This window comes from Streptomyces sp. BI87 (assembly GCF_025957665.1).
Lineage (GTDB): Bacteria > Actinomycetota > Actinomycetes > Streptomycetales > Streptomycetaceae > Streptomyces > Streptomyces albidoflavus.
In genome coordinates this window covers 626615-648230 of sequence record NZ_CP110079.1, presented here as the reverse complement: position 1 = coordinate 648230, position 21616 = coordinate 626615, and the positions used below count along the sequence as shown (strand labels likewise).

Sequence of the window (21616 nt, the reverse complement as noted above, 5' to 3'; positions counted from 1 at the left end):
CGCCGCGCTCCCACGCCGGTGACCGGCCCTTTCGTGCCGCCCGCGCCCCGGACGGCACCCGTACCGACCGAGGAACACCGTGACACGCCCGCGCCGGCGGCTGAGGCTGCCCGTCGACCCGTACATCCTGGCGCTGCTCGGGATGGTCGTCCTCGCGACGCTGCTGCCCGCCCGCGGGGTGGCCGCCGAGGCCGCCTCCGGCGCCTCCACCGTCGTGGTCGGGCTGCTCTTCTTCCTCTACGGCGCCAAGCTCTCCACCCGCGAGGCGCTGGACGGGGTGCGCCACTGGCGGCTCCACACCACCGTGCTGGCCTGCACCTTCGTCGTCTTCCCGCTGCTCGGGCTGGCGGCCGGGGGACTGGTGCCGTGGCTGCTGACCCCGGCGCTGTACAGCGGGTTCCTCTTCCTGTGCCTGGTCCCCTCCACCATCCAGTCCTCGATCGCCTTCACCTCGATCGCCAAGGGCAACGTGCCGGCCGCCATCTGCGCCGGGTCGTTCTCCTCGCTGCTGGGGATGGTGCTGACCCCGCTGCTCGCGGTGGTGCTGCTGGGCTCCTCCGGCGGCGGCTTCTCGGCCGACTCCGCGCTGAAGATCGCCCTCCAGCTCCTCGCGCCCTTCCTCGCCGGGCAGCTCCTGCGGCGGTGGATCGGCGGCTTCCTCGCCCGGCACAAGCGGATCATCGGCTTCGTCGACCGGGGCTCGATCCTGCTCGTCGTCTACACCGCCTTCAGCCAGGGCGTCGTCGCCGGCATCTGGCAGCAGGTGACCTGGCCCCGGCTGCTGGCGCTGCTCGCCGCGGAGGCCGTCCTGCTCGCCGTGATGCTCTCGCTGACCTGGTACGGGGCGGCGCGGATGGGCTTCGCCCGGGCGGACCGGATCGCCATCCAGTTCGCCGGGTCGAAGAAGTCGCTGGCGGCCGGACTGCCGATGGCCACGGTGCTCTTCGCCTCGCACGCCTCGCTGGCGGTGCTGCCGCTGATGCTCTTCCACCAGATGCAGCTGATGGTCTGCGCCGTCATCGCCAAGCGCCGCTCGCGCGACCCGGAGGCGGCCGCGGAACCGGTCCCGGTGGCGGGCCCCGGCGCGGCCTGACCGCCCGGGCGCCGGTCAGCCGGCGTCGACCGGCAGCGCGATCCGCTCCTCGCCCGCGTACACGTTCATCGACGCTCCGCGCAGGAAGCCGACCAGCGTCATCCCGCTCTCCCGGGCCAGTTCGACGGCGAGGGAGGAGGGAGCGGAGACCGCCGCCAGCATCGGGATGCCGGCCATCACGGCCTTCTGCACCAGTTCGAAGGAGGCCCGCCCCGACACCAGCAGCACCGACTCGCTCAGCGGCAGCCGCCCCTGCTGGAGGGCGCGTCCCACCACCTTGTCGACGGCGTTGTGCCGCCCCACGTCCTCGCGCAGGTCGACCAGCTCGCCCTCCGGGGTGAACAGCGCCGCCCCGTGCAGGCCGCCGGTGCGGTCGAAGACCTGCTGGGCCGCGCGCAGCCGGTCGGGGAGGACGGAGAGCTGGGCGGGGGAGAGGCGGACCGCGTCGTCCCCGGTCAGCGGATGGCGGGTCTTGGTGCGGACGGCGTCCAGGCTGGCCTTGCCGCACAGGCCGCAGGAGGACGAGGTGTAGACGTTCCGCTCCAGGGAGATGTCCGGCAGCACGACGCCCTCGGCGAGCCGCACGTCCACCACGTTGTACGTGTTGGAGCCGTCGGCGGTGGCGCCCGCGCAGTACACGACGGAGGCCAGCTCCGAGGCGTCGGCGAGCACCCCCTCGCTGACCAGGAAGCCCACGGCGAGCGCGAAGTCGTCGCCCGGGGTGCGCATGGTGATCGCCAGCGGCCTGCCGTTCAGCCGGATCTCCAGGGGCTCCTCGGCGACCAGGGTGTCCGCCCGCGCGGAGACGGCACCGTCCCGGATACGGAGGACGCGGCGGCGTTCGGTGACTCGGCCCATGGAGCGGTCCTGGTTCTGTGCGTACGGCGGCCGGTCGGCCCTGCGCGGAGAGAGCGCGGGGCGCCCGGCCGGGGCGGGGAACGCCCGGTCTCCACCCTGCCATTCTTCTCCAGGACCGCCGTCGCGAACCGGGCCGGGGGCACCGACACGCCTGCCGCAGGCCACGGACGGTGTCCGGGCCGGCAGCAGCCCGTACCCGCCTGGTCGAGACTCTTCCCAACTCCGCAACCGGTTCCTAGGGTTCCGGATCATGACGACTCCCTCCACCCCCGCTCGCCGCGGCGGCCCGGTCGCGCCACCCGGCTGGAGCCGGTGGCTGGTCCCGCCGGCCGCGCTCTCGATCCACCTCTCCATCGGCCAGGCGTACGCCTGGAGCGTCTTCAAGCCCGCCCTGGAGTCCGGGCTCGACCTGAGCGGCACCCAGAGCGCCCTGCCCTTCCAGCTCGCCATCGTGATGCTCGGCCTCTCCGCGGCCTTCGGCGGCACCCTCGTCGAACGCAACGGGCCCCGCTGGGCCATGACCGTCTCCCTGCTCTGCTTCTCCTCCGGCTTCCTGATCTCCGCGCTCGGCGCCGCCACCGCCCAGTACTGGCTGATCGTCCTCGGCTACGGCTTCGTGGGCGGCATCGGCCTGGGCATCGGCTACATCTCACCCGTCTCCACCCTGATGAAGTGGTTCCCCGACCGCCCGGGCATGGCCACCGGCATCGCCATCATGGGCTTCGGCGGCGGCGCCCTCATCGCCTCGCCCTGGTCGGCCGCGATGCTCGACTCCTTCGGCAGCGACAACCGGGGCATCGCCCTCGCCTTCCTCGTCCACGGCCTGGCCTACGCCGTGTTCATGAGCCTGGGCGTGCTGCTGATCCGTACCCCGGCCGCCCGGGTGAAGGACGAGGAGAGCGGGGAGACCGCCCGGGTCCCGGTGACCGGTCACGGCGTCTCCGCCCGCTCCGCCCTGCGCACCCCGCAGTTCTGGTGCCTGTGGGTGGTCCTGTGCATGAACGTCACGGCGGGCATCGGCATCCTGGAGAAGGCCGCGCCGATGATCTCCGACTTCTTCGCCGGCACCGACACCCCGGTCTCGGTCGCGGCCGCCGCCGGCTTCGTCGCCCTGCTCTCGGCGGCCAACATGGCCGGGCGGATCGGCTGGTCGAGCACCTCCGACCTGATCGGCCGCAAGAACATCTACCGCGTCTACCTGGGCGTCGGCGCCGTGATGTACCTGCTCATCTCGCAGTTCGGGGACGCCTCCAAGCCCTTGTTCATCCTCTGCGCGCTGGTGCTGCTCTCCTTCTACGGCGGTGGCTTCGCCACCATCCCCGCCTACCTGAAGGACCTCTTCGGCACCTACCAGGTCGGCGCCATCCACGGCCGCCTGCTGACCGCCTGGTCCACCGCGGGTGTCCTCGGCCCGCTCATCGTCAACCAGATCGCCGACCGCCAGGCCGCCGCCGGACACAGCGGGCCCGAGCTGTACGGGCTCTCGCTGACCGTCATGACCGGGCTGCTCGTCGTCGGCTTCCTCGCCAACGAACTGGTCCGCCCCGTCCACCCCCGCCACCACGTCACCCCGGCCGAGGCGGCTCCCGCCGCCGCGCCGGTGCCCGCCCAGAAGGAGGCCGCCGCCCATGACGACGCCCGCTGACACCCCGGCGCCGCCCCAGCGCCGCGCCCTGACCGCCGTCGCCTGGCTCTGGGTGGGAGTGCCGCTCTGCTGGGGCCTGTACGAGCTGGGAGTCAAGGCCGCACAGCTGTTCACCGGCTGACCCCCGCGCGGGAAGGCGGGCCCTCCGGGGTGGGTGATGTCTCCAAGGGTCGAGCCCGAATCCTGTGGCATCACCTGCCCTGCTACCCGTGAGTCGCTGACCAGACTGGAGGGTCCCGTTCGCCATCCGGACACAAGGGGGACCCCGTTCCATGATCGGCACCCGCATCGCCGCCGTCGGCCACTACCAGCCCGCCCGGGTACTCACCAACGAGGAGCTGGAGGAGATGGTCGACACCAGCGACGCGTGGATTCGCAGCCGGGTGGGCATCCGTACCCGGCGGATCGCGGGCCCCGACGAGCCGGTGGACGAACTGGCGGCGCACGCCGCCGCCAAGGCGCTGGCCTCCGCGGGGATCGAGCCGGCCGCCGTCGACCTGGTCGTGGTCGCCACCTCCACCGCCATCGACCGCTCCCCGAACACCGCCGCCCGCCTCGCCGCCCGGCTCGGCATGGTCTCCCCGGCCACCCTCGACCTCAACGTGGTCTGCGCCGGCTTCACCCACGCCCTGGCCACCGCCGACCACGCGGTGCGCGCCGGTGCCGCCGAACGCGCCGTGGTCGTCGGCGCCGACAAGATGTCGCAGGTCGCCGACTGGACCGACCGGGGCACCTGCGTCCTGGTCGGTGACGGGGCGGGCGCCGCCGTCGTCACCGCCGACCACGCCGACCATGCCGAGAGCGGCGGCGCGGGCATCGGCCCCGTCCTGTGGGGCTCGGTCCCCGGCCTCGGCCACGCCGTCCGCATCGAGGGCACCCCGCCCCGCTTCGCCCAGGAGGGCCAGAGCGTCTACCGCTGGGCCACCACCACGCTGCCGCCGATCGCCCGCAAGGTCTGCGAGCGCGCCGGGACCACCCCCGAGGAACTGGCCGCCGTCGTCCTCCACCAGGCCAACCTGCGCATCATCGAACCGGTCGCCGCCAGGCTCGGCGCGGTCAACGCCGTGGTCGCCAAGGACGTCGTGGAGTCCGGCAACACCTCCGCCGCCTCCATCCCGCTCGCCCTCTCCAAGCTCGTCGAACGCGGCGAGATCAGCACCGGCGACCCCGTCCTCCTCTTCGGCTTCGGCGGCAACCTCTCCTACGCGGGCCAAGTCGTCCGTTGCCCCTGATCTCCCCCGCCACCTGGGCGGACGGTCCGGGAGCCGGGTGTGCGGGGGAGGGCGCCGCGGGAGACCCGCCCTCCCGGCTTTGTCCTGCGAATGGAAAAAGTCGGGGGTAATTCCCGCTCAACTTCTTCCCACACCCGGCAGGCACTGCTACGTTCCCCTCGAAAGCGCGAGCGGTGCGAGCCCGGCCGGCCCCCACAAGGCAGGCCCGTGGCACCGCCGTTCGCAGAGGTTTCCCCGCACCGTCAGGCCAGGGGGAGGGAGGGGCGCGTGAGACGCATGACCGCAAGACCCGCCAACGCACACCAGGCGCGCCTGCTGCGGCTGCTCCGTGACGGCGGCGCTCACTCCCGCGCCCAGCTCGGCGAGGAGGTCGACCTCTCCCGCTCCAAACTCGCCGTCGAGGTCGACCGGTTGCTGGAGACCGGCCTCGTCGTCGCCGACGGCCTCGCCGCCTCGCGCGGCGGACGCCGTTCGCACAACATCCGCCTCGCGCCCCACCTGCGCTTCCTCGGCGTCGACATCGGCGCCACCTCGGTCGACGTGGCCGTCACCAACGCCGAGCTGGAGGTGCTGGGCCACATCACCCAGCCGATGGACGTCCGCGAAGGGCCGGTCGCCGTCTTCGAGCAGGTCCTCGACATGGCCGAGAAGCTCAAGGCCTCCGGCCTCGCCGAGGGGTTCGACGGCGCCGGCATCGGCGTACCCGGCCCCGTCCGCTTCCCCGAGGGCATCCCGGTCGCCCCGCCGATCATGCCCGGCTGGGACGGCTTCCCGGTCCGCGAGGCGCTCAGCCAGGAACTGGGCTGCCCCGTCATGGTCGACAACGACGTGAACCTCATGGCGATGGGCGAACAGCACGCCGGAGTCGCCCGCACCGCCCGTGACTTCCTCTGCGTCAAGATCGGCACCGGCATCGGCTGCGGCATCGTGGTCGGCTCCACCGTCTACCGCGGCACCACCGGCAGCGCCGGCGACATCGGCCACATCCAGGTCGAGCCGGACGGACTGCCCTGCGCCTGCGGCAACCAGGGCTGCCTGGAGGCCCACTTCAGCGGCTCCGCCCTGGCCCGCGACGCCGAACAGGTGGCGCGCGAGGGCCGCTCCGCGGAGCTGGCCGCCCGGCTGGAGGCCGCAGGCCGGCTCAGCGCCGCCGACGTGGCCGCCGCCGCCTCCGGCGGGGACACCGCAGCCCTCGAACTGATCCGGCGCGGCGGCCGCCACACCGGCCAGGTCATCGCCGGCCTCGTCTCCTTCTTCAACCCCGGGCTCGTGGTGATCGGCGGCGGGGTGACCGGCCTCGGCCACACCCTGCTCGCCGCCATCCGCACCCAGGTCTACCGCCAGTCGCTGCCGCTCGCGACCGGCAACCTGCCCATCGTCCTGGGCGAGTTGGGGCCCGCCGCCGGAGTCATCGGCGGCGCCCGGCTCATCAGCGACCACCTGTTCTCGCCGGCCTGACAGGCCCGGCGCGCACCACCCCGCCCGGCCCCGCCGGACGGACGCACCACCGGCACCACCGGCACCACCCGCAAGGCCGCACCACCGCAAGGCGCACCACCCGCCCGGCCGAGCCGCGCCGGGACCGGGCCGCACCCCGAGCCGTACGTACCCAGGCACCACCGCACCACCGAGCCGCACCACCCGCGCCCGCTCCGGGCGCCCGCACGGGACCGCCGTGCCCGCGCCCCGCCCGTACGAAGCAGCACCCGTACCGCAGCAACCCTGCCCCTGACCCGTTCCGCACCACCGGCACCGTCAGCACCCGTACCCGCAGCAGCTCCGCACCGCCCACGCACCGCACCACCGCGCCGTCGGCGCGCGGTCCGCCCTGCCCGCTCACCGGCCGTCATCCGCCGAGGGGAACCGCCATGGCACCAGAACCACCCCTGCTCACCATGTCCGGCATCGCCAAGTCCTTCCCGGGCGTCCGCGCCCTCGACGGGGTGGACCTGGAGGTCGCCGCCGGTGAGGTCCACTGCCTCCTCGGCCAGAACGGCGCCGGGAAGTCCACACTCATCAAGGTGCTCGCCGGAGCCCACCAGCCCGACGAGGGCACCATCACCTGGCAGGGCGAGCCGGTCACCCTCAAGTCGCCCATCGCCGCGATGCGCCTCGGCATCGCCACCATCTACCAGGAACTCGACCTGGTGGAGGGGCTCAGCGTCGCCGAGAACGTCTACCTCGGGCACGAGCCGACCAGCGCCGGCTTCGTCGTCAGGGGCGGCGAAGCCCGCCGGCGTGCGGCCGCCCTGCTGCGCCGCCTGGGCCACCCGGAGATCGACGCCGGCACCCTCGTCGGCGACCTCTCCGCCGCCCACCAGCAGATCGTCTCGATGGCCCGCGCCCTCTCCCACGACGTCCGCCTCATCGTGATGGACGAGCCGTCCGCCGCCCTCGACCCGGACGAGGTCGCCAACCTCTTCAGGATCGTCGCCTCGCTCACCGCCGAGGGTGTCGCCATCGTCTACATCTCCCACCGCCTGGAGGAGATCCGCCAGATCGGCGACCGCGTCACCGTCCTCAAGGACGGCCGGGCCGTCGCCCAGTCGCTCTCGGCGGACGACACCCCCACCCGTGACATCGTTTCCCTCATGACGGGCCGCACCGTCGAGTACGTCTTCCCGCCCCGGCCCGAACAGCCCGCCCCGGCAAAGACGGCACCGGTGCTGACGGTCGAGAACCTCTCCAGGGAAGGCGAGTTCGAGCCGCTCGACCTCCAGGTGCGGCCCGGCGAGATCGTCGGCCTCGCCGGACTGGTCGGCTCCGGCCGCTCCGAGATCCTGGAGACCGTCTACGGCGCCCGCAAACCCGCCACCGGCCGTGTCGCCGTCGACGGGAAGTGGCTGCGCACCGGCAGCGTGCGCGCCGCCGTCCGGGCCGGCGTGGGCCTCGCCCCCGAGGAGCGCAAGGCGCAGGGCCTGCTGATGCTGGAGTCGGTCACCCGCAACGTCTCGGTCTCCACGCTCTCCCGCTTCTCCCGGGGCGGCTGGGTCGACCGGGGCCGCGAACGCGCCGACGCCCGTGCCGCCACCCGCGAACTGTCGCTGCGCCCCGACAACCCCGAGACCCCGGTCCGCACCCTCTCCGGCGGCAACCAGCAGAAGGCGGTCCTCGCCCGCTGGCTGCTGCGCGGCTGCCGGGTGCTGCTGCTGGATGAACCGACCCGAGGCGTCGACGTGGGCGCCCGCGCCGAGCTGTACGCGGTGATCCGCCGGCTCGCCGACGACGGCCTCGCCGTCCTCCTCGTCTCCAGCGAGGTCCCCGAAGTGCTGGGCCTCGCCGACCGTGTCCTGGTGCTCCGCGAGGGGCGGGTCGTCCACGAGGCGCCCGCGACGGAACTCGACGAACACCGCGTACTGGATCTAGTGATGGAAGGGACCCCGACGACATGACGCAGCCTGCCCCCTCGGATCAGCTGGGCGGGCCCGGTGCCGGCCCGCCGCTCGAACTCGGCAAGGACGACCCCGGCCCCGCCGCCCCGGGCGGAACGCGGTTCTTCCGCCCGGACCTGCGCACCCTCGCGCTGCTCGGGGTACTCGCCGCCCTGATCCTCGTCGGCGGCCTCACCCGCCCCGACGAGTTCCTCGCCACCACCAACCTCCAGCTGGTGCTGGTCCAGTCCTCGGTGATCGGCGTGGTCACCGTCGGCATGACCTTCGTGATCATGTCCGGCGGCATCGACCTCTCGGTGGGCGCCATCGTCGCCCTCGCCTCGGTCTGGGCGACCACCGTCGCCACCCAGGACTTCGGCTTCACCGGCATCCTCTTCACCGCCGTCCTGGTCGGCCTCGGCTGCGGCCTGGTCAACGGCGTGCTCATCGCGTACGGCCAGATGGTGCCGTTCATCGCGACGCTCGCCATGATGGTCTCGGCGCGCGGTCTCGCCCTGCTGATCACCGACGGCAACACCCAGATCGTCACCGTCGAGTCGGTGCTCGACCTCGGTTCCCGCAGCTCCTACGTCCTGGGCATCCCGCCGCTGGTGATGGTCTTCGCCCTGGTCACCGTCGTCGGCTGGCTGGTGCTCAACCGCACCACCTTCGGCCGCCGCACCGTCGCGGTCGGCGGCAACGCGGAGGCCGCCCGGCTCGCCGGGATCGACGTCCGCCGCCAGCGCCTCTACCTCTACCTGCTCTCCGGCCTGTGCTGCGGCATCGCCGCCTTCCTGCTGGTGGTCCTCTCCGGCTCCGGTCAGAACACCAACGGCAACCTCTACGAACTCGACGCCATCGCCGCGGCGATCATCGGCGGCACCCTGCTCACCGGCGGACGCGGCACCATCGTCGGCTCCGTCCTCGGCGTCCTGATCTTCACCACGATCACCAACATCTTCGCGCTCAACAACCTCCAGAGCGACGTCCAGCAGATCGCCAAGGGCGCCATCATCGTCGTCGCCGTCCTGGTCCAGCGCCGCTCAGCCCAGCACACCACCTAGCGCACCGCTCTCCCCCCCCAGCCGAGCACCGCCCACGAGCCGCATCCCGAAAGGGCCACCACCATGCCAGAGATCCCCAGCCGCAGAGGACTGCTCCTCGGTACCGCCGCCCTCGGCGCCGGCGCCTTCCTCACCGCCTGCACCAGCAACGAGCCGAAGGAGTCCTCGGGCTCCACCGACAACCAGGCGGCCGCCGCCGACGACAAGCCCGGCAAGAAGGTCACCATCGGCTTCGCCGGCCCCCAGGCCGACCACGGCTGGCTCAACGCCATCAACGTCAACGCCCGCGAGCGCGCCAAGAAGTACTCCGACGTCACCCTCGACATCACCGAGGGCTCCAACGACACCGCCGCCCAGATCGGCCAGATCGACACACTGATCAACAAGAAGGTCGACGTCCTGGTCATCCTGCCCGCCGACGGCAAGGCGATGACCCAGGCCGGGCTGAAGGCGATGCGCGCCGGGATACCCGTCGTCAACCTCGACCGGGTCTTCGCCAACCCGCAGGCGTACCGCTGCTGGGTCGGCGGCGACAACTACGGCATGGGGCTCAACGCCGGCCACTACATCGGCGAACTCCTCAAGGACAAGAAGAACGCCAAGGTCGTCGAGTTGTCCGGCCCCGACAACCTGGAGCTGACCAAGCAGCGCACCCAGGGCTTCGACGACGCCCTGAAGAACTACCCGAACATCAAGAAGGTCGCCCGCCAGCAGGCCGAGTTCACCGTGGAGACCGGCCAGGCCAAGATGGCCCAGATCCTCCAGGCGCAGAAGAGCTTCGACGCCATGTGGAACCACGACGACGACCAGGGCGTCGGCGCGCTGCGCGCCATCGACCAGGCCGGCCGCGACGACTTCGTGATGGTCGGCGGCGCCGGGGCGCTCTCCGCGATGGAGGCCATCCAGGCCGACGACAGCGTCCTGAAGGCGACCGTGCTCTACCCGCCGACCATGGCGGCCTCCGCCATCGACCTGGCCCGCGCGCTGGGCCAGGGCAAGGGCGTCAGCGGCCTCGCCGAGCACGAGATCCCCACCTCGCTGACGCTCTACTCGGCCGTCGTCACCAAGGACAACGTCAAGGAATACCTGCCGACCGGCTTCAAGTAGGCCGAGAGCACCGCGTACCCAGGACGGCCCCCTCGCTCTTACCGAAGGCCCCCGCGGCGCGCGCCGCGGGGGCCCGGGGCCGCCCCATTCCCAGGAGGAGGAAGACTGCATGCGAGAGACGGAGCAGGAGGCGGCCGGCGGCCGCCCGGCCCCGCCCGGGACCCCGCGTCTCGGTGTGGGCATGGTCGGTTACGCGTTCATGGGCGCCGCCCACTCCCACGGGTGGCGGACCGCCGGACGCGTCTTCGACCTGCCGCTCCAGCCGCATCTGGCCGCGGTCTGCGGCCGCGACCCCGAGGCGGTGCGCACGGCCGCGGCCAGGCTCGGCTGGGACGCGGCCGAGACCGACTGGCGGGCCCTGATCGCCCGCGAGGACGTCCAGCTGGTCGACATCTGCACCCCGGGTGACAGCCACGCCGAGATCGCGATCGCCGCCCTGGAGGCGGGCAAGCACGTGCTGTGCGAGAAGCCGCTCGCCAACACCGTCGAGGAGGCCGAGGCGATGGTGGCCGCGGCCGGCCGGGCCGAGGAGCGCGGCCAGGTCGCCATGGTCGGCTTCAACTACCGGCGCGTCCCGGCCGCCGCCTACGCCCGTTCGCTGGTGGCCGAGGGGCGCCTGGGCAGGCTGCGCCACGTGCGGGTCCGCTACCTCCAGGACTGGCTGGTCGACCCGGCCTCCCCGCTGACCTGGCGGCTGCGCAAGGAGAGCGCGGGCTCGGGCGCGCTCGGCGACCTCGGCGCGCACGCCGTCGACCTCGCGCAGTACCTCACCGGCGAGGCGGTCGCCGGGGTCTCGGCGCTCACCGAGACCTTCGTCAAGGAGCGGCCGCTGCTCGCCGGGGCCTCCTCGGGGCTGAGCGGCACCGGCTCCGCCGAGACCGGGCCCGTCACCGTGGACGACGCGGCGGTCTTCACCGCCCGGTTCACCTCGGGGGCGCTCGGCACCTTCGAGGCCACCCGGTACGCCACCGGCCGCAAGAACTCCCTCCAGGTCGAGCTGAACGGCGAACGCGGCTCGCTCGCCTTCGACCTGGAGCGGCTCAACGAGCTCTCCTTCCACGACGAGACCGAGCCCGCGGTCACCAGCGGCTTCCGCCGCATCCTGGTGACCGAGCCGGAGCACCCGTACCTGGAGGGCTGGTGGCCGCCGGGCCACGGCCTCGGCTACGACCACACCTTCGTCCACCAGGCCCGCGACCTGGTGCACGCGGTCGCGGCGGGCACGAGCCCCGCCCCCTCGTTCGCCGACGGGCTCCGCGTCCAGCGGGTGCTGGCCGCCGTGGAGGAGAGTGCCGCCAAGAACGCCGTCTACACCCCTGTACCGGACCTGGAGGCGTCCTGACATGCCGCGCGAATTCACCCTCTTCACCGGGCAGTGGGCCGACCTCCCCCTGGAGGAGGTCTGCCGCCTGGCCCGCGACTTCGGGTACGACGGACTGGAACTTGCCTGCTGGGGCGACCACTTCGAGGTCGACAAGGCGCTGGCCGACCCGGCGTACGTCGCCGGGCGCCACCAGCTGCTCGACAAGTACGGGCTGAAGTGCCGGGCCATCTCCTACCACCTGGTCGGCCAGGCGGTCTGCGACGCCATCATCGACGAGCGGCACCAGAACATCCTGCCCGCCCGCATCTGGGGCGACGGCGAGCCCGAAGGGGTCCGGCAGCGGGCCGCCGCCGAGATCAAGGACACCGCGCGGGCCGCGGCCGCCTTCGGCGTCGACACCGTCATCGGCTTCACCGGCTCGGCCATCTGGCACCTGGTGGCGATGTTCCCGCCGGTCCCCGACGGCATGATCGACCGCGGCTACCAGGACTTCGCCGACCGCTGGAACCCGGTCCTGGACGTCTTCGACGCCGAGGGCGTCCGGTTCGCCCACGAGGTCCATCCGGGCGAGATCGCGTACGACTACTGGACCACCCACCGGGCGCTGGAGGCGGTCGGCCACCGGCCCGCCTTCGGGCTCAACTTCGACCCGAGCCACTTCGTGTGGCAGGACCTCGACCCGGTCGGCTTCCTGTGGGACTTCAAGGACCGGATCTACCACGTGGACTGCAAGGAGGCCCGCAAGCGCCTCGACGGGCGCAACGGGCGGCTCGGCTCCCACCTGCCGTGGGGCGACCCGCGGCGCGGCTGGGACTTCGTCTCGGCCGGCCACGGCGACGTGCCCTGGGAGGACGTCTTCCGGATGCTCCGCTCGATCGGCTACGAAGGACCCGTCTCGGTGGAGTGGGAGGACGCCGGGATGGACCGGCTGACCGGCGCCCCCGAGGCGCTGGCCGCCCTGCGCAAGCTCGACTGGGACCCGCCCCAGGCCTCCTTCGACGCGGCCTTCGGCGGCCGCGACTGACCAGGGCCCGCTGAGCGTGACGGCCCCTGACCGGCCCGGCGGCCACCGCCGACGGGCCGGTCAGGGCTGCCCGCACCCCCCTTTGTCCTCTGCTGGGAGAAAGTTCAAGTTCCCTGCTGTGCAAGGGGTTTCGGGCGGGAACAAAGGTCGCTACGGTCCAGAGCGAGACCAGTACGGCTCTCCGGGGTGACGGCGCACCCCGGCAGCACCCCCACCCGCACGACGTCTTCCCGGAGGAACTCCGTGCACAGGAAACGTCCAAGACTCCGCCAGGCGGTGGCGCTCCTCACCGGCGCCCTTCTCACCAGCGCCTCACTGGGCCTGGCCGCGCTCCCCGCGAGCGCCGCCGACCCGGAGGCCCTCGACAAGCCCGCCGCCGCCCCCACCTTCCAGCAGGTCACCCTCGCCAAGGGCGTGGAGGAGACCGGCGAGCCGATGACCATGGCCGTCCTGCCCGACGGCGGTGTCCTGCACACCGCCCGCGAGGGCGACCTGCGCCTGACCGACGCGGGCGGCACCACCAAGGTGGCCGGCACCCTCGACGTGTACAGCCACGACGAGGAGGGGCTCCAGGGGGTCGGGATCGATCCCGGCTTCGAGGAGAACCGTTTCATCTACCTGTACTACGCGCCCAAGCTCGACACCCCGTCCGGCGACGCCCCCGAGAACGGCACCGCCGCCGACTTCGAGCCCTACGACGGCGTCAACCGCCTCTCCCGGTTCGTCCTGGCCGAGGACGGCACGCTCGACAAGGCCAGCGAGCAGAAGATCCTCGACATCCCCGCCTCGCGCGGCATGTGCTGCCACGTCGGCGGCGACATCGCCTTCGACGCGGACGGCAACCTCTACCTGTCGACCGGCGACGACACCAACCCCTTCGCCTCCGACGGCTTCACCCCCATCGACGAGCGCGAGAACCGCAACCCGGCCTTCGACGCCCGCCGCAGCTCCGGCAACACCAACGACCTGCGCGGCAAGATCCTCCGCATCAAGGTCAAGGACGACGGCTCGTACGACATCCCCGAGGGCAACCTCTTCGCCCCCGGCACCGAGAAGACCCGTCCCGAGATCTACGCGATGGGCTTCCGCAACCCGTTCCGGATGAGCGTCGACCAGGCCACCGGCATCGTCTACGTCGGCGACTACGGTCCCGACGCCGGCTCCGCCGACCCGGACCGCGGTCCGGCCGGACAGGTCGAGTTCGCCCGCGTCACCGAGGCCGGCAACTTCGGCTGGCCGTACTGCACCGGCGACAACGAGCCGTTCAACGACTACGACTTCGAGACCAAGGAGTCCGGCGAGCCCTTCGACTGCGCCGCGCCGAAGAACACCTCGCGGCACAACACCGGCCTCACCGACCTGCCGCCGGCCCAGGCCGCCTGGATTCCGTACGACGGCGACAGCGTCCCGGAGTTCGGCAACGGCTCGGAGTCGCCGATGGGCGGCCCGGTCTACCGCTACGACGCCTCTCTCGACTCGGCGGTGAAGTTCCCCGAGGAGTTCGACGGGAACTTCTTCGCCGGAGAGTTCGGCCGCCAGTGGATCAAGCGGATCGAGCAGGGCGAGGACGGCACCGTCGAGGCCATCAACGACTTCCCGTGGTCCGGCACCCAGGTCATGGACATGGAGTTCGGCCCGGACGGCGCCCTGTACGTCCTCGACTACGGCACCGGCTACTTCGGCGGCGACGCCAACTCGGCCGTCTACCGCATCGAGAACGCCACCGACGGCTACGCACCGGTCGCGGTCGCCAAGGCCGACAAGACCTCGGGCCAGAGCCCGCTGGAGGTCACCTTCTCCTCCGAGGGCACCACGGACGCCGACGGCGACCCGCTCACCTACAGCTGGGACTTCGGCGACGGAGCCACCAGCGACGAGGAGAACCCCACCCACACCTTCGAGGAGAACGGGGTCTACTCGGCGACGCTGACCGCCACCGACCCGTCCGGCCTCAAGGGCACGGCCTCGGTCCAGGTGACCGTCGGCAACACCGCGCCGACCGTCACCCTCCAGCAGCCGAAGGACGGCACGCTCTTCAAGTTCGGTGACACCATCTCCTTCAAGGTCGAGGTGACCGACCCCGAGGACGAGGAGATCGACTGCTCCAAGGTCACCGTCCGCTACATCCTCGGCCACGACAACCACGGCCACCCGATCACCTCGGCAGAAGGCTGCGAGGGCACCCTCAACGTCCCCGCCGACGGTGAGCACGACCCCAACGCCAACATCTTCGGCGTCATCGACGCCTCCTACACCGACACCGGGGCGAACGGCCAGCCCGAACTGACCGGCTCCGACCAGATCCAGCTCCAGCCCCGCCACCGGCAGGCCGAGCACTACGGCGACTCCGAGGGTGTGGCCCCGCAGAACAAGCCCTCCGCCAACGGCGGCAAGACCGTCGGGGACATCCACGACGGCGACTGGATCTCCTTCAAGCCGTACAACCTCACCGGCGCCGACAAGTTCACCGCCCGCATCTCCTCCGGCGGCAGCGGCGGCACCCTGGAGGTCCGCAGCGGATCGCCCACCGGCACCCTGCACGGCACCGCGACCGTCCCGGTCACCGGCGGCTGGGAGACCTTCGAGGACGTCGAGACCGAGCTGACCGACATCGGCCCGGACACCACCGAACTCTTCCTCGTCTTCAAGGGCGAGGGCGACGGTGCCCTCTACGACGTGGACGACTTCGTCATCGACGGGGCCGCCCCGGCCGCCGCCGACAAGAAGCTCCTGGTCTTCTCCAAGACCGCCGGCTTCCGCCACGACTCCATCCCGGCCGGTATCGAGGCCCTGAAGGAGATCGGCGCGGAGAACGGCATCGCGGTCGACGCCACCGAGGACGCCGGCCAGTTCACCCCGGAGAAGCTCGCCGAGTACGACGCCGTCACCTTCCTCTCCACCACCGGCGACGTCCTCGACGGCGACCAGCAGAAGGCGTTCGAGGAGTACGTCGCGGGAGGCGGCGGCTACGTCGGCGTCCACGCGGCCGCCGACACCGAGTACGAGTGGGAGTTCTACGGCGGCCTGGTCGGCGCCTACTTCGACTCCCACCCGCACATCCAGGAAGCCACCGTCGAGGTCGAGGACCACGACCACCCGGCCACCGCGCACCTCGGCGAGACCTGGGAGCGCACCGACGAGTGGTACAACTACCGCACCAACCCCCGTGAGCAGGCCCGCGTCCTTGCCACCCTGGACGAGTCCAGCTACGAGGGCGGCACCATGGACGGCGACCACCCGATCGCCTGGTGCCAGACCTACGAGGGCGGCCGCTCCTTCTACACCGGCGGCGGCCACACCGTCGAGTCCTTCGCGGAGGCCGACTTCCGCACCCACCTGGCCGGCGGCCTGAAGTACGCCACCGGCCTGGCCGACGCCGACTGCTCCCCGAAGGGCGGCGGCGAGGAGGAGGACGGCTACGAGCCGATCTTCGACGGAAAGACCCTCGACGGCTGGAAGCAGGCGGGCCCCGGCGAGTTCACCATCGACAACGGTGAACTGAAGACCACCGGCGGCATGGGCCTGCTCTGGTACGAGGCCAAGGAGCTGTCCTCCTACTCCCTCACGCTCGACTGGAAGATGGAGGGCGACGACAACTCCGGTGTCTTCGTGGGCTTCCCGGCCTCCGACGACCCCTGGTCGGCCGTGAACAACGGCTACGAGGTGCAGATCGACGCCACCGACGAACCCGACCGCACCACCGGCGCCGTCTACACCTTCCAGTCCGCCGACATCGAGGCCCGCGACAAGGCCCTCAAGCCGCCGGGGGAGTGGAACAGCTACGAGATCAAGGTCCAGGGCGAACGCCTCCAGGTCTTCCTCAACGGAGTCGAGATCAACGACTTCACCAACGAGGACCCGGCCCGCTCCCTGACCGACGGGTACATCGGCCTCCAGAACCACGGGGACGACGACCACGTGTCCTTCCGCGACATCCAGCTGAAGGAACTGCCCGCCCAGGGCGACTGAGCGACGGCGGGCGGCGGACGCCGGACCTCCGCCCGCCGTCTCACCCCTCTCCGGCACCCACCACTCACCCCTCCGGGGACGGGCGGCCCACCCGCCGCCCGTCCCCCGGCCCGGGCCCGGTCCCGCCACGGGACCCCGCCCCCCACCGGTTCCGCTTCCCGTTCCGGATGCTCACCCCCGGCCTCGTGAAGGCCCCGGCCGGCCCGGCGGCGGACGACCGCCGAGTCCCGGCCCCCACGCACCACCGCCCCATCGGATCACTGCTGTTCGCTGGTAACAGGAGGCTGCCTGTGTCCACCGAGTCGTTCCCCACTCACACCCCCGCTCCCGCCCACGACCCCGGGCAGACGCCCGCCGGACCCCGCACCGGCGTCTGGCTGATCGGCGCCAGAGGCTCCGTCGCCACCACCGCCGTCGCCGGCTGCGCCGCCACGGTCGCCGGGCTCCATCCGCCGACCGGGCTCGTCACCGAGACCCGGCCCTTCGCCGGAGCGGGCCTCGCCCCGCTCTCCTCCCTGGTCTTCGGCGGCCACGACACCGCCGACTGCCCGCTGCCCAAGCGCGCCGAGGCACTGGCCGAGGGCGGCGTCCTGCCGCACGGGCTGCCCACCGCCGTCCGCGCCGAACTGGAGGCCGCCGACCGCGCCATCCGCCCCGGCGGCCCGCAGTCCGGAGACCCCCGCTCCACCGAGGAACTGGTCGACGCCTTCGCCGCCGACCTCACCGCCTTCCGCGAGGAGCACGGCCTCGCCCGCGTCGTCGTGATCAACGTCGCCTCCACGGAGCCCGCCCCCGCCGCCGGAACCCTCCCCGCCAGCTCCCTCTACGCCGCCGCCGCCCTGCGCGCCGGCTGCCCGTACGCCAACTTCACGCCCTCCACCGGCATCCACCACCCGGACCTCGCCGAGCAGGCGCGCGCCTCGGGGCTGCCGTACGCCGGGCGGGACGGCAAGACCGGGCAGACGCTGCTGCGCTCGGTGCTCGGACCGATGTTCCGCGACCGGGCCCTCGCGGTGCGCGCCTGGTCCGGCTCCAACCTGCTCGGCGGCGGTGACGGCGCGGCCCTGGCCGACCCGGCGGCCGCCGCGGCCAAGAACGCCGGCAAGGAACGCGTCCTCGCCGACACCCTGCCCACCGTCCCCGAGGGCGAGGTGCACATCGACGACGTGCCGGCCCTCGGCGACTGGAAGACCGCCTGGGACCACATCGCCTTCGACGGCTTCCTCGGCACCCGCATGGTCCTCCAGACCATCTGGCAGGGGTGCGACTCCGCCCTCGCCGCGCCTCTCGTCCTCGACCTGGCCCGGCTCCTCGCCCGCGCCCACGAGGCCGGGATCAGCGGCCCCCTCGGCGAACTCGCCTTCTACTTCAAGGACCCCGACGCCCTCCGGGCCCCGGACGGCGAGTCGCCCCCCACCCCGGCCGGCCTCGCCGAGCAGCACCAGCTCCTCCTGGGCTTCGCCCGCCGCCTGGGGGCCGCCGCGTGACCCGCCCCCGCACCCCGGGCGGGCGCCTGGCCGCCTGGGCCGAACTCCTGCGCGTCTCGGCGGCGTTCAGCGTCCCCGGCGACGCCCTCGCCGGAGCCGCCGCCTCCGGGACGCGCCCCGGCCGCCGCACCCTGCTCGCCGCCGGCTCCTCGCTCTGCCTCTACGAGGCGGGGATGGCCCTCAACGACTGGGCCGACCGCGAGGAGGACCGCGCCGAACGCCCGCACCGTCCGCTGCCCTCCGGCCGGATCAGCCCGACCGCCGCCCTCACCGCGGCCGCCGGGCTGACCGCCGCCGGGCTCGGCCTCGCCGCCGCCGCCGGACGCCCCGCCCTCGCCACCGCCTCCGCCCTGGCCGGCACCGTCTGGCTCTACGACCTGAAACTGGCCGGTACGCCGGCGGGCCCGGCCGGGATGGCAGCCGCCCGCACCCTCGACGTGCTCCTCGGCGCCACCGCCACCGCCCGCACCGGCGCCGCGGCCCGCACCGCGCTGCCCGCCGCCGCCCTGCTCGGCGCGCACACCTACGCCGTGACATCGGTGTCACGCCACGAGACCCGCGGCGGCTCCACCCGCGCCCCGCTCGGCGCCCTCGCCACCACCGCGGCCACCGCCGCCACCGTGGCCGGGCTCCGGCGCGGCGCGCCCACCCGACTCCCGGCGGACCGGCGGGAAGCAGCCGCCCCCGGTCCGCCGGGTCCCCGTGCCGCGCGGACCGCCGCCCGCGTCGGCCTCGCCGCCCTGTACGGCACCACGGCCGCCGTGCCCTACCTGCACGCCGCGCTCAACCCCTCGCCGCCGCTCACCCAGCGCGCCGTCGGCGGCGGCATCCGCGCCATGATCCCCCTCCAGGCGGCCCTGTCCGCCCGCGCCGGAGCCCTCGGCGGGGCGCTCGCCACCCTCGCGCTGGTGCCACTCGCCCGCCTCGCCGGGAAGAAGGTGAGCGCCACATGACCGCCGCCCCCGCCCCGCTCCGCCTCGGCTACGGCACCAACGGCCTCACCGACCTCCGCCTCGACGACGCCCTCGCCCTCCTCGCCGACCTCGGCTACGACGGCGTGGGACTGACCCTCGACCACATGCACCACGACCCGCTCGCCCCCCACCTCGCCGCCCGCACCGCCCGCATCGCCGGACGCCTGGCGGAACTGGGCCTCGCGGTGACCGTCGAGACCGGCGCCCGGTACGTCCTGGACCCGCGCGAGAAGCACGGCCCGGGCCTGCTCGACCCCGACCCGGACCGGCGGGCGCGGCGCACCGGCCTGCTCGCCACCGCCGCCCAGGTCGCCGCCGACCTCGGCGCGCACGCCCTGCACTGCTTCACCGGGGCCCCGCCGCCCGGCGTCACCACGCAGGAGGCGTGGGCCGCGCTGCCCGACGCCCTCGCCCCGGTCCTGGAGGCGTCCCGGGCCACCGGCGTCCCCCTCGCCCTGGAGCCCGAACCCGGCCACCTGGTCGCCACCCTCGCCGACTTCCACCGCCTGCGCGCCCTGCTGGGCGACCCCGGCGAACTCGGCCTGACCCTGGACATCGGTCACTGCCAGTGCCTGGAGCCCGAGCCGCCCGCCGCCTGCGTGCGCGAGGCCGCACCCTGGCTGCGGCACGTCCAGATCGAGGACATGCGGCGTGGTGTCCACGAGCATCTGCCGTTCGGCGAGGGCGAGATCGACTTCCCCCCGGTCCTCGCCGCCCTGGCGGCCACCGGCTACCAGGGGCTCACCGTCGTCGAGCTGCCCCGCCACTCGCACGCCGGGCCCACCCAGGCCGCCCACGCCCTGCCCTTCCTGCGGCGCGCCGCCCGCGCGGCCGGCGCCGCCCTCACCCCGGCCGGACCCGCATGAGGCGGCCCGCACCCCCCACCCGCACCACGTCGCGACAGGAGGACCCCGTATGAACCACCCCGCCTCCGCCCCGCCGCAGCCCGACCCGGCCGCGATCCGCCGCACCCTCGCCGGACAGCTCGACGCCGGCGCCCGCGCCTGGCTCGACACCGCTCTCACCGAGGCCGCCGAGGACCCCGGCACCGGGCCCCTGCCCGCCTGGGAGCGCCGCTTCGCCGAGGCCGGACGCCGGGTCGGCGCCGACCACGCCGACACCGCCCGCGTCCTGCTGCTCCACGCGGCGGGCGCCGGCACCGCCACGCTCACCCGCCTCTACCAGGAGGGCAGCGGCGCCGAACGCCGCGCCGTGCTCGACGCGCTGGCCCTCGCCGTGGAAGGCCCCGACGCCGTCGGCCTGGTCGAGGACGCCCTGCGCGCCAACGACACCGGCATCGTCGCCGCCGCCGTCGGCCCGTACGCCGCCCGCCACCTGGACGCGCACGCCTGGCGGCACGCCGTCCTCAAGTGCCTGTTCACCGGCGTCCCGCTGACCGCCGTCGCCCGGCTCGCCGAACGCGCCGCCGGCGACGCCGAACTCGACCGGATGCTGGCCGACTTCGCCGCCGAACGCGCCGCCGCCGGCCGCGCCGTCCCCGCGGACCTCACCGCCGCCCGGGCCCTCACCCAGGCCGCGCCCCCCGGCCGTACCACGACCCCGCCCGCCGGCGGCGGCGCCAAGGAGAACTGATGCGCATCTTCGACCCCCACATCCACATGACCTCCCGCACCACCGACGACTACCAGGCCATGTACGACGCCGGAGTGCGCGCCCTCGTCGAACCCGCCTTCTGGCTCGGCCAGCCCCGCACCTCGCCGGAGAGCTTCCGCGACTACTTCGACGCGCTGCTCGGCTGGGAGCCCTTCCGCGCCGCCCAGTACGGCATCGCCCACCGCTGCACCCTCGCCCTCAACCCCAAGGAGGCCAACGACCCGCGCTGCACCCCGGTCCTCGACCTCCTGCCGCGCTACCTCCTCAAGGACAACGTGGTCGCCGTCGGGGAGATCGGCTACGACTCCATGACCCCGGCCGAGGACGCCGCCCTCACCGCGCAGCTCCAGCTCGCCGCCGACCACGGCCTGCCCGCCATGGTCCACACCCCGCACCGGGACAAGCTCAGCGGACTGCGCCGCACCCTCGACGTGGTCCGCGAGTCCGCGCTCGACGTGGAACGCGTCCTCATCGACCACCTCAACGAGACCACCGTCAAGGAGGCCAAGGACTCCGGCGCCTGGCTCGGCTTCTCCATCTACCCCGACACCAAGATGGACGAGGAGCGCATGGTCGCCGTCCTCACCGAGTACGGCCCCGAGAAGGTCCTGGTCAACTCCGCCGCCGACTGGGGCAAGAGCGACCCGCTGAAGACCCGCGCCGTCGGCGACGCCCTGCTCGCCGCCGGTTTCGACGAGGACGCCGTCGACCAGGTGCTCTGGCGCAACCCCGTCGCCTTCTACGGCCTCAGCGGCCGCCTCGGCGACCTGACCGTGCCCGCCCCCACCGGCCCCGCCGAGCACGAGGGCAACAGCATCCAGCGGGGCGCGCCCCGCACGGCGGGGGAGTGAGCC

General features: G+C 73.3%; 17 protein-coding genes. 16 read left to right on the top strand and 1 reads right to left on the bottom strand.

Going from position 1 to position 21616, the window contains the following annotated elements; translation table 11 throughout:
• The first annotated feature begins 79 nt into the window (after positions 1-79).
• A complete protein-coding gene (locus OIM89_RS02715; RefSeq protein ID WP_030694861.1) occupies positions 80-1093 on the top strand; it encodes a bile acid:sodium symporter family protein in 1014 nt (337 codons plus the stop codon).
• Between the two features lie 15 nt (positions 1094-1108).
• Here the strand turns inward: OIM89_RS02715 and fdhD are convergent, their stop codons facing one another.
• The gene (gene fdhD, locus OIM89_RS02710; protein WP_030694862.1) at positions 1109-1951 is read right to left on the bottom strand and encodes a formate dehydrogenase accessory sulfurtransferase FdhD; all 843 of its coding nucleotides are present in this window, start codon (positions 1949-1951) and stop codon (positions 1109-1111) included.
• 250 nt (positions 1952-2201) lie between these two features.
• Between fdhD and OIM89_RS02705 the strand changes: the two genes are divergently transcribed.
• The 15 genes from OIM89_RS02705 to OIM89_RS02635 all read left to right on the top strand — a co-directional run bounded on the left by OIM89_RS02705 (position 2202) and on the right by OIM89_RS02635 (position 21613).
• A complete protein-coding gene (locus OIM89_RS02705; RefSeq protein WP_030694863.1) occupies positions 2202-3596 on the top strand; it encodes an OFA family MFS transporter in 1395 nt (464 codons plus the stop codon).
• Entirely contained in the window at positions 3580-3717 is a 138-nt protein-coding gene (locus OIM89_RS02700) for an MFS transporter small subunit (RefSeq protein WP_175457054.1), read from the top strand. Before OIM89_RS02705 ends, OIM89_RS02700 begins: the two co-directional genes overlap by 17 nt.
• A gap of 151 nt (positions 3718-3868) precedes the next feature.
• Positions 3869-4828 (top strand): beta-ketoacyl-ACP synthase III, encoded by a 960-nt coding sequence (locus OIM89_RS02695; RefSeq protein WP_047142724.1) that lies wholly within the window; start codon positions 3869-3871, stop codon positions 4826-4828.
• 276 nt (positions 4829-5104) lie between these two features.
• Positions 5105-6286 carry an ROK family transcriptional regulator gene (locus tag OIM89_RS02690; protein WP_030694865.1) on the top strand — a complete coding sequence of 394 codons (1182 nt, stop codon included), beginning with the start codon at positions 5105-5107 and terminating at the stop codon, positions 6284-6286.
• Between the two features lie 410 nt (positions 6287-6696).
• Positions 6697-8220, top strand: a complete 1524-nt coding sequence (locus tag OIM89_RS02685; RefSeq protein WP_030694866.1) for a sugar ABC transporter ATP-binding protein — start codon at positions 6697-6699, stop codon at positions 8218-8220.
• Complete coding sequence (locus tag OIM89_RS02680; RefSeq protein WP_030694867.1) at positions 8217-9263, top strand: ABC transporter permease; 1047 nt, start codon at positions 8217-8219, stop codon at positions 9261-9263. The genes OIM89_RS02685 and OIM89_RS02680 overlap by 4 nt, the downstream gene beginning before the upstream one ends.
• A gap of 63 nt (positions 9264-9326) precedes the next feature.
• Complete coding sequence (locus OIM89_RS02675; RefSeq protein WP_030694868.1) at positions 9327-10370, top strand: substrate-binding domain-containing protein; 1044 nt, start codon at positions 9327-9329, stop codon at positions 10368-10370.
• Between the two features lie 109 nt (positions 10371-10479).
• Entirely contained in the window at positions 10480-11712 is a 1233-nt protein-coding gene (locus tag OIM89_RS02670) for a Gfo/Idh/MocA family protein (RefSeq protein WP_030694869.1), read from the top strand.
• 1 nt (position 11713) lies between these two features.
• Positions 11714-12718, top strand: a complete 1005-nt coding sequence (locus OIM89_RS02665; RefSeq protein ID WP_264490945.1) for a sugar phosphate isomerase/epimerase family protein — start codon at positions 11714-11716, stop codon at positions 12716-12718.
• Between the two features lie 243 nt (positions 12719-12961).
• Entirely contained in the window at positions 12962-16687 is a 3726-nt protein-coding gene (locus tag OIM89_RS02660) for a ThuA domain-containing protein (RefSeq protein WP_030694871.1), read from the top strand.
• Between the two features lie 290 nt (positions 16688-16977).
• Positions 16978-18174 carry an inositol-3-phosphate synthase gene (locus OIM89_RS02655; protein ID WP_030694872.1) on the top strand — a complete coding sequence of 399 codons (1197 nt, stop codon included), beginning with the start codon at positions 16978-16980 and terminating at the stop codon, positions 18172-18174.
• Positions 18171-19127: an SCO3242 family prenyltransferase gene (locus tag OIM89_RS02650; RefSeq protein ID WP_047468810.1), complete on the top strand. Its 957-nt coding sequence runs from the start codon at positions 18171-18173 to the stop codon at positions 19125-19127. The genes OIM89_RS02655 and OIM89_RS02650 overlap by 4 nt, the downstream gene beginning before the upstream one ends.
• Entirely contained in the window at positions 19124-20014 is an 891-nt protein-coding gene (locus tag OIM89_RS02645) for a sugar phosphate isomerase/epimerase family protein (protein ID WP_047468813.1), read from the top strand. The genes OIM89_RS02650 and OIM89_RS02645 overlap by 4 nt, the downstream gene beginning before the upstream one ends.
• A 49-nt stretch (positions 20015-20063) precedes the next feature.
• Positions 20064-20741 carry an EboA domain-containing protein gene (locus tag OIM89_RS02640; RefSeq protein WP_047468815.1) on the top strand — a complete coding sequence of 226 codons (678 nt, stop codon included), beginning with the start codon at positions 20064-20066 and terminating at the stop codon, positions 20739-20741.
• A complete protein-coding gene (locus tag OIM89_RS02635) occupies positions 20741-21613 on the top strand; it encodes a TatD family hydrolase (RefSeq protein WP_030694876.1) in 873 nt (290 codons plus the stop codon). Before OIM89_RS02640 ends, OIM89_RS02635 begins: the two co-directional genes overlap by 1 nt.
• Positions 21614-21616: the final 3 nt, after the last annotated feature.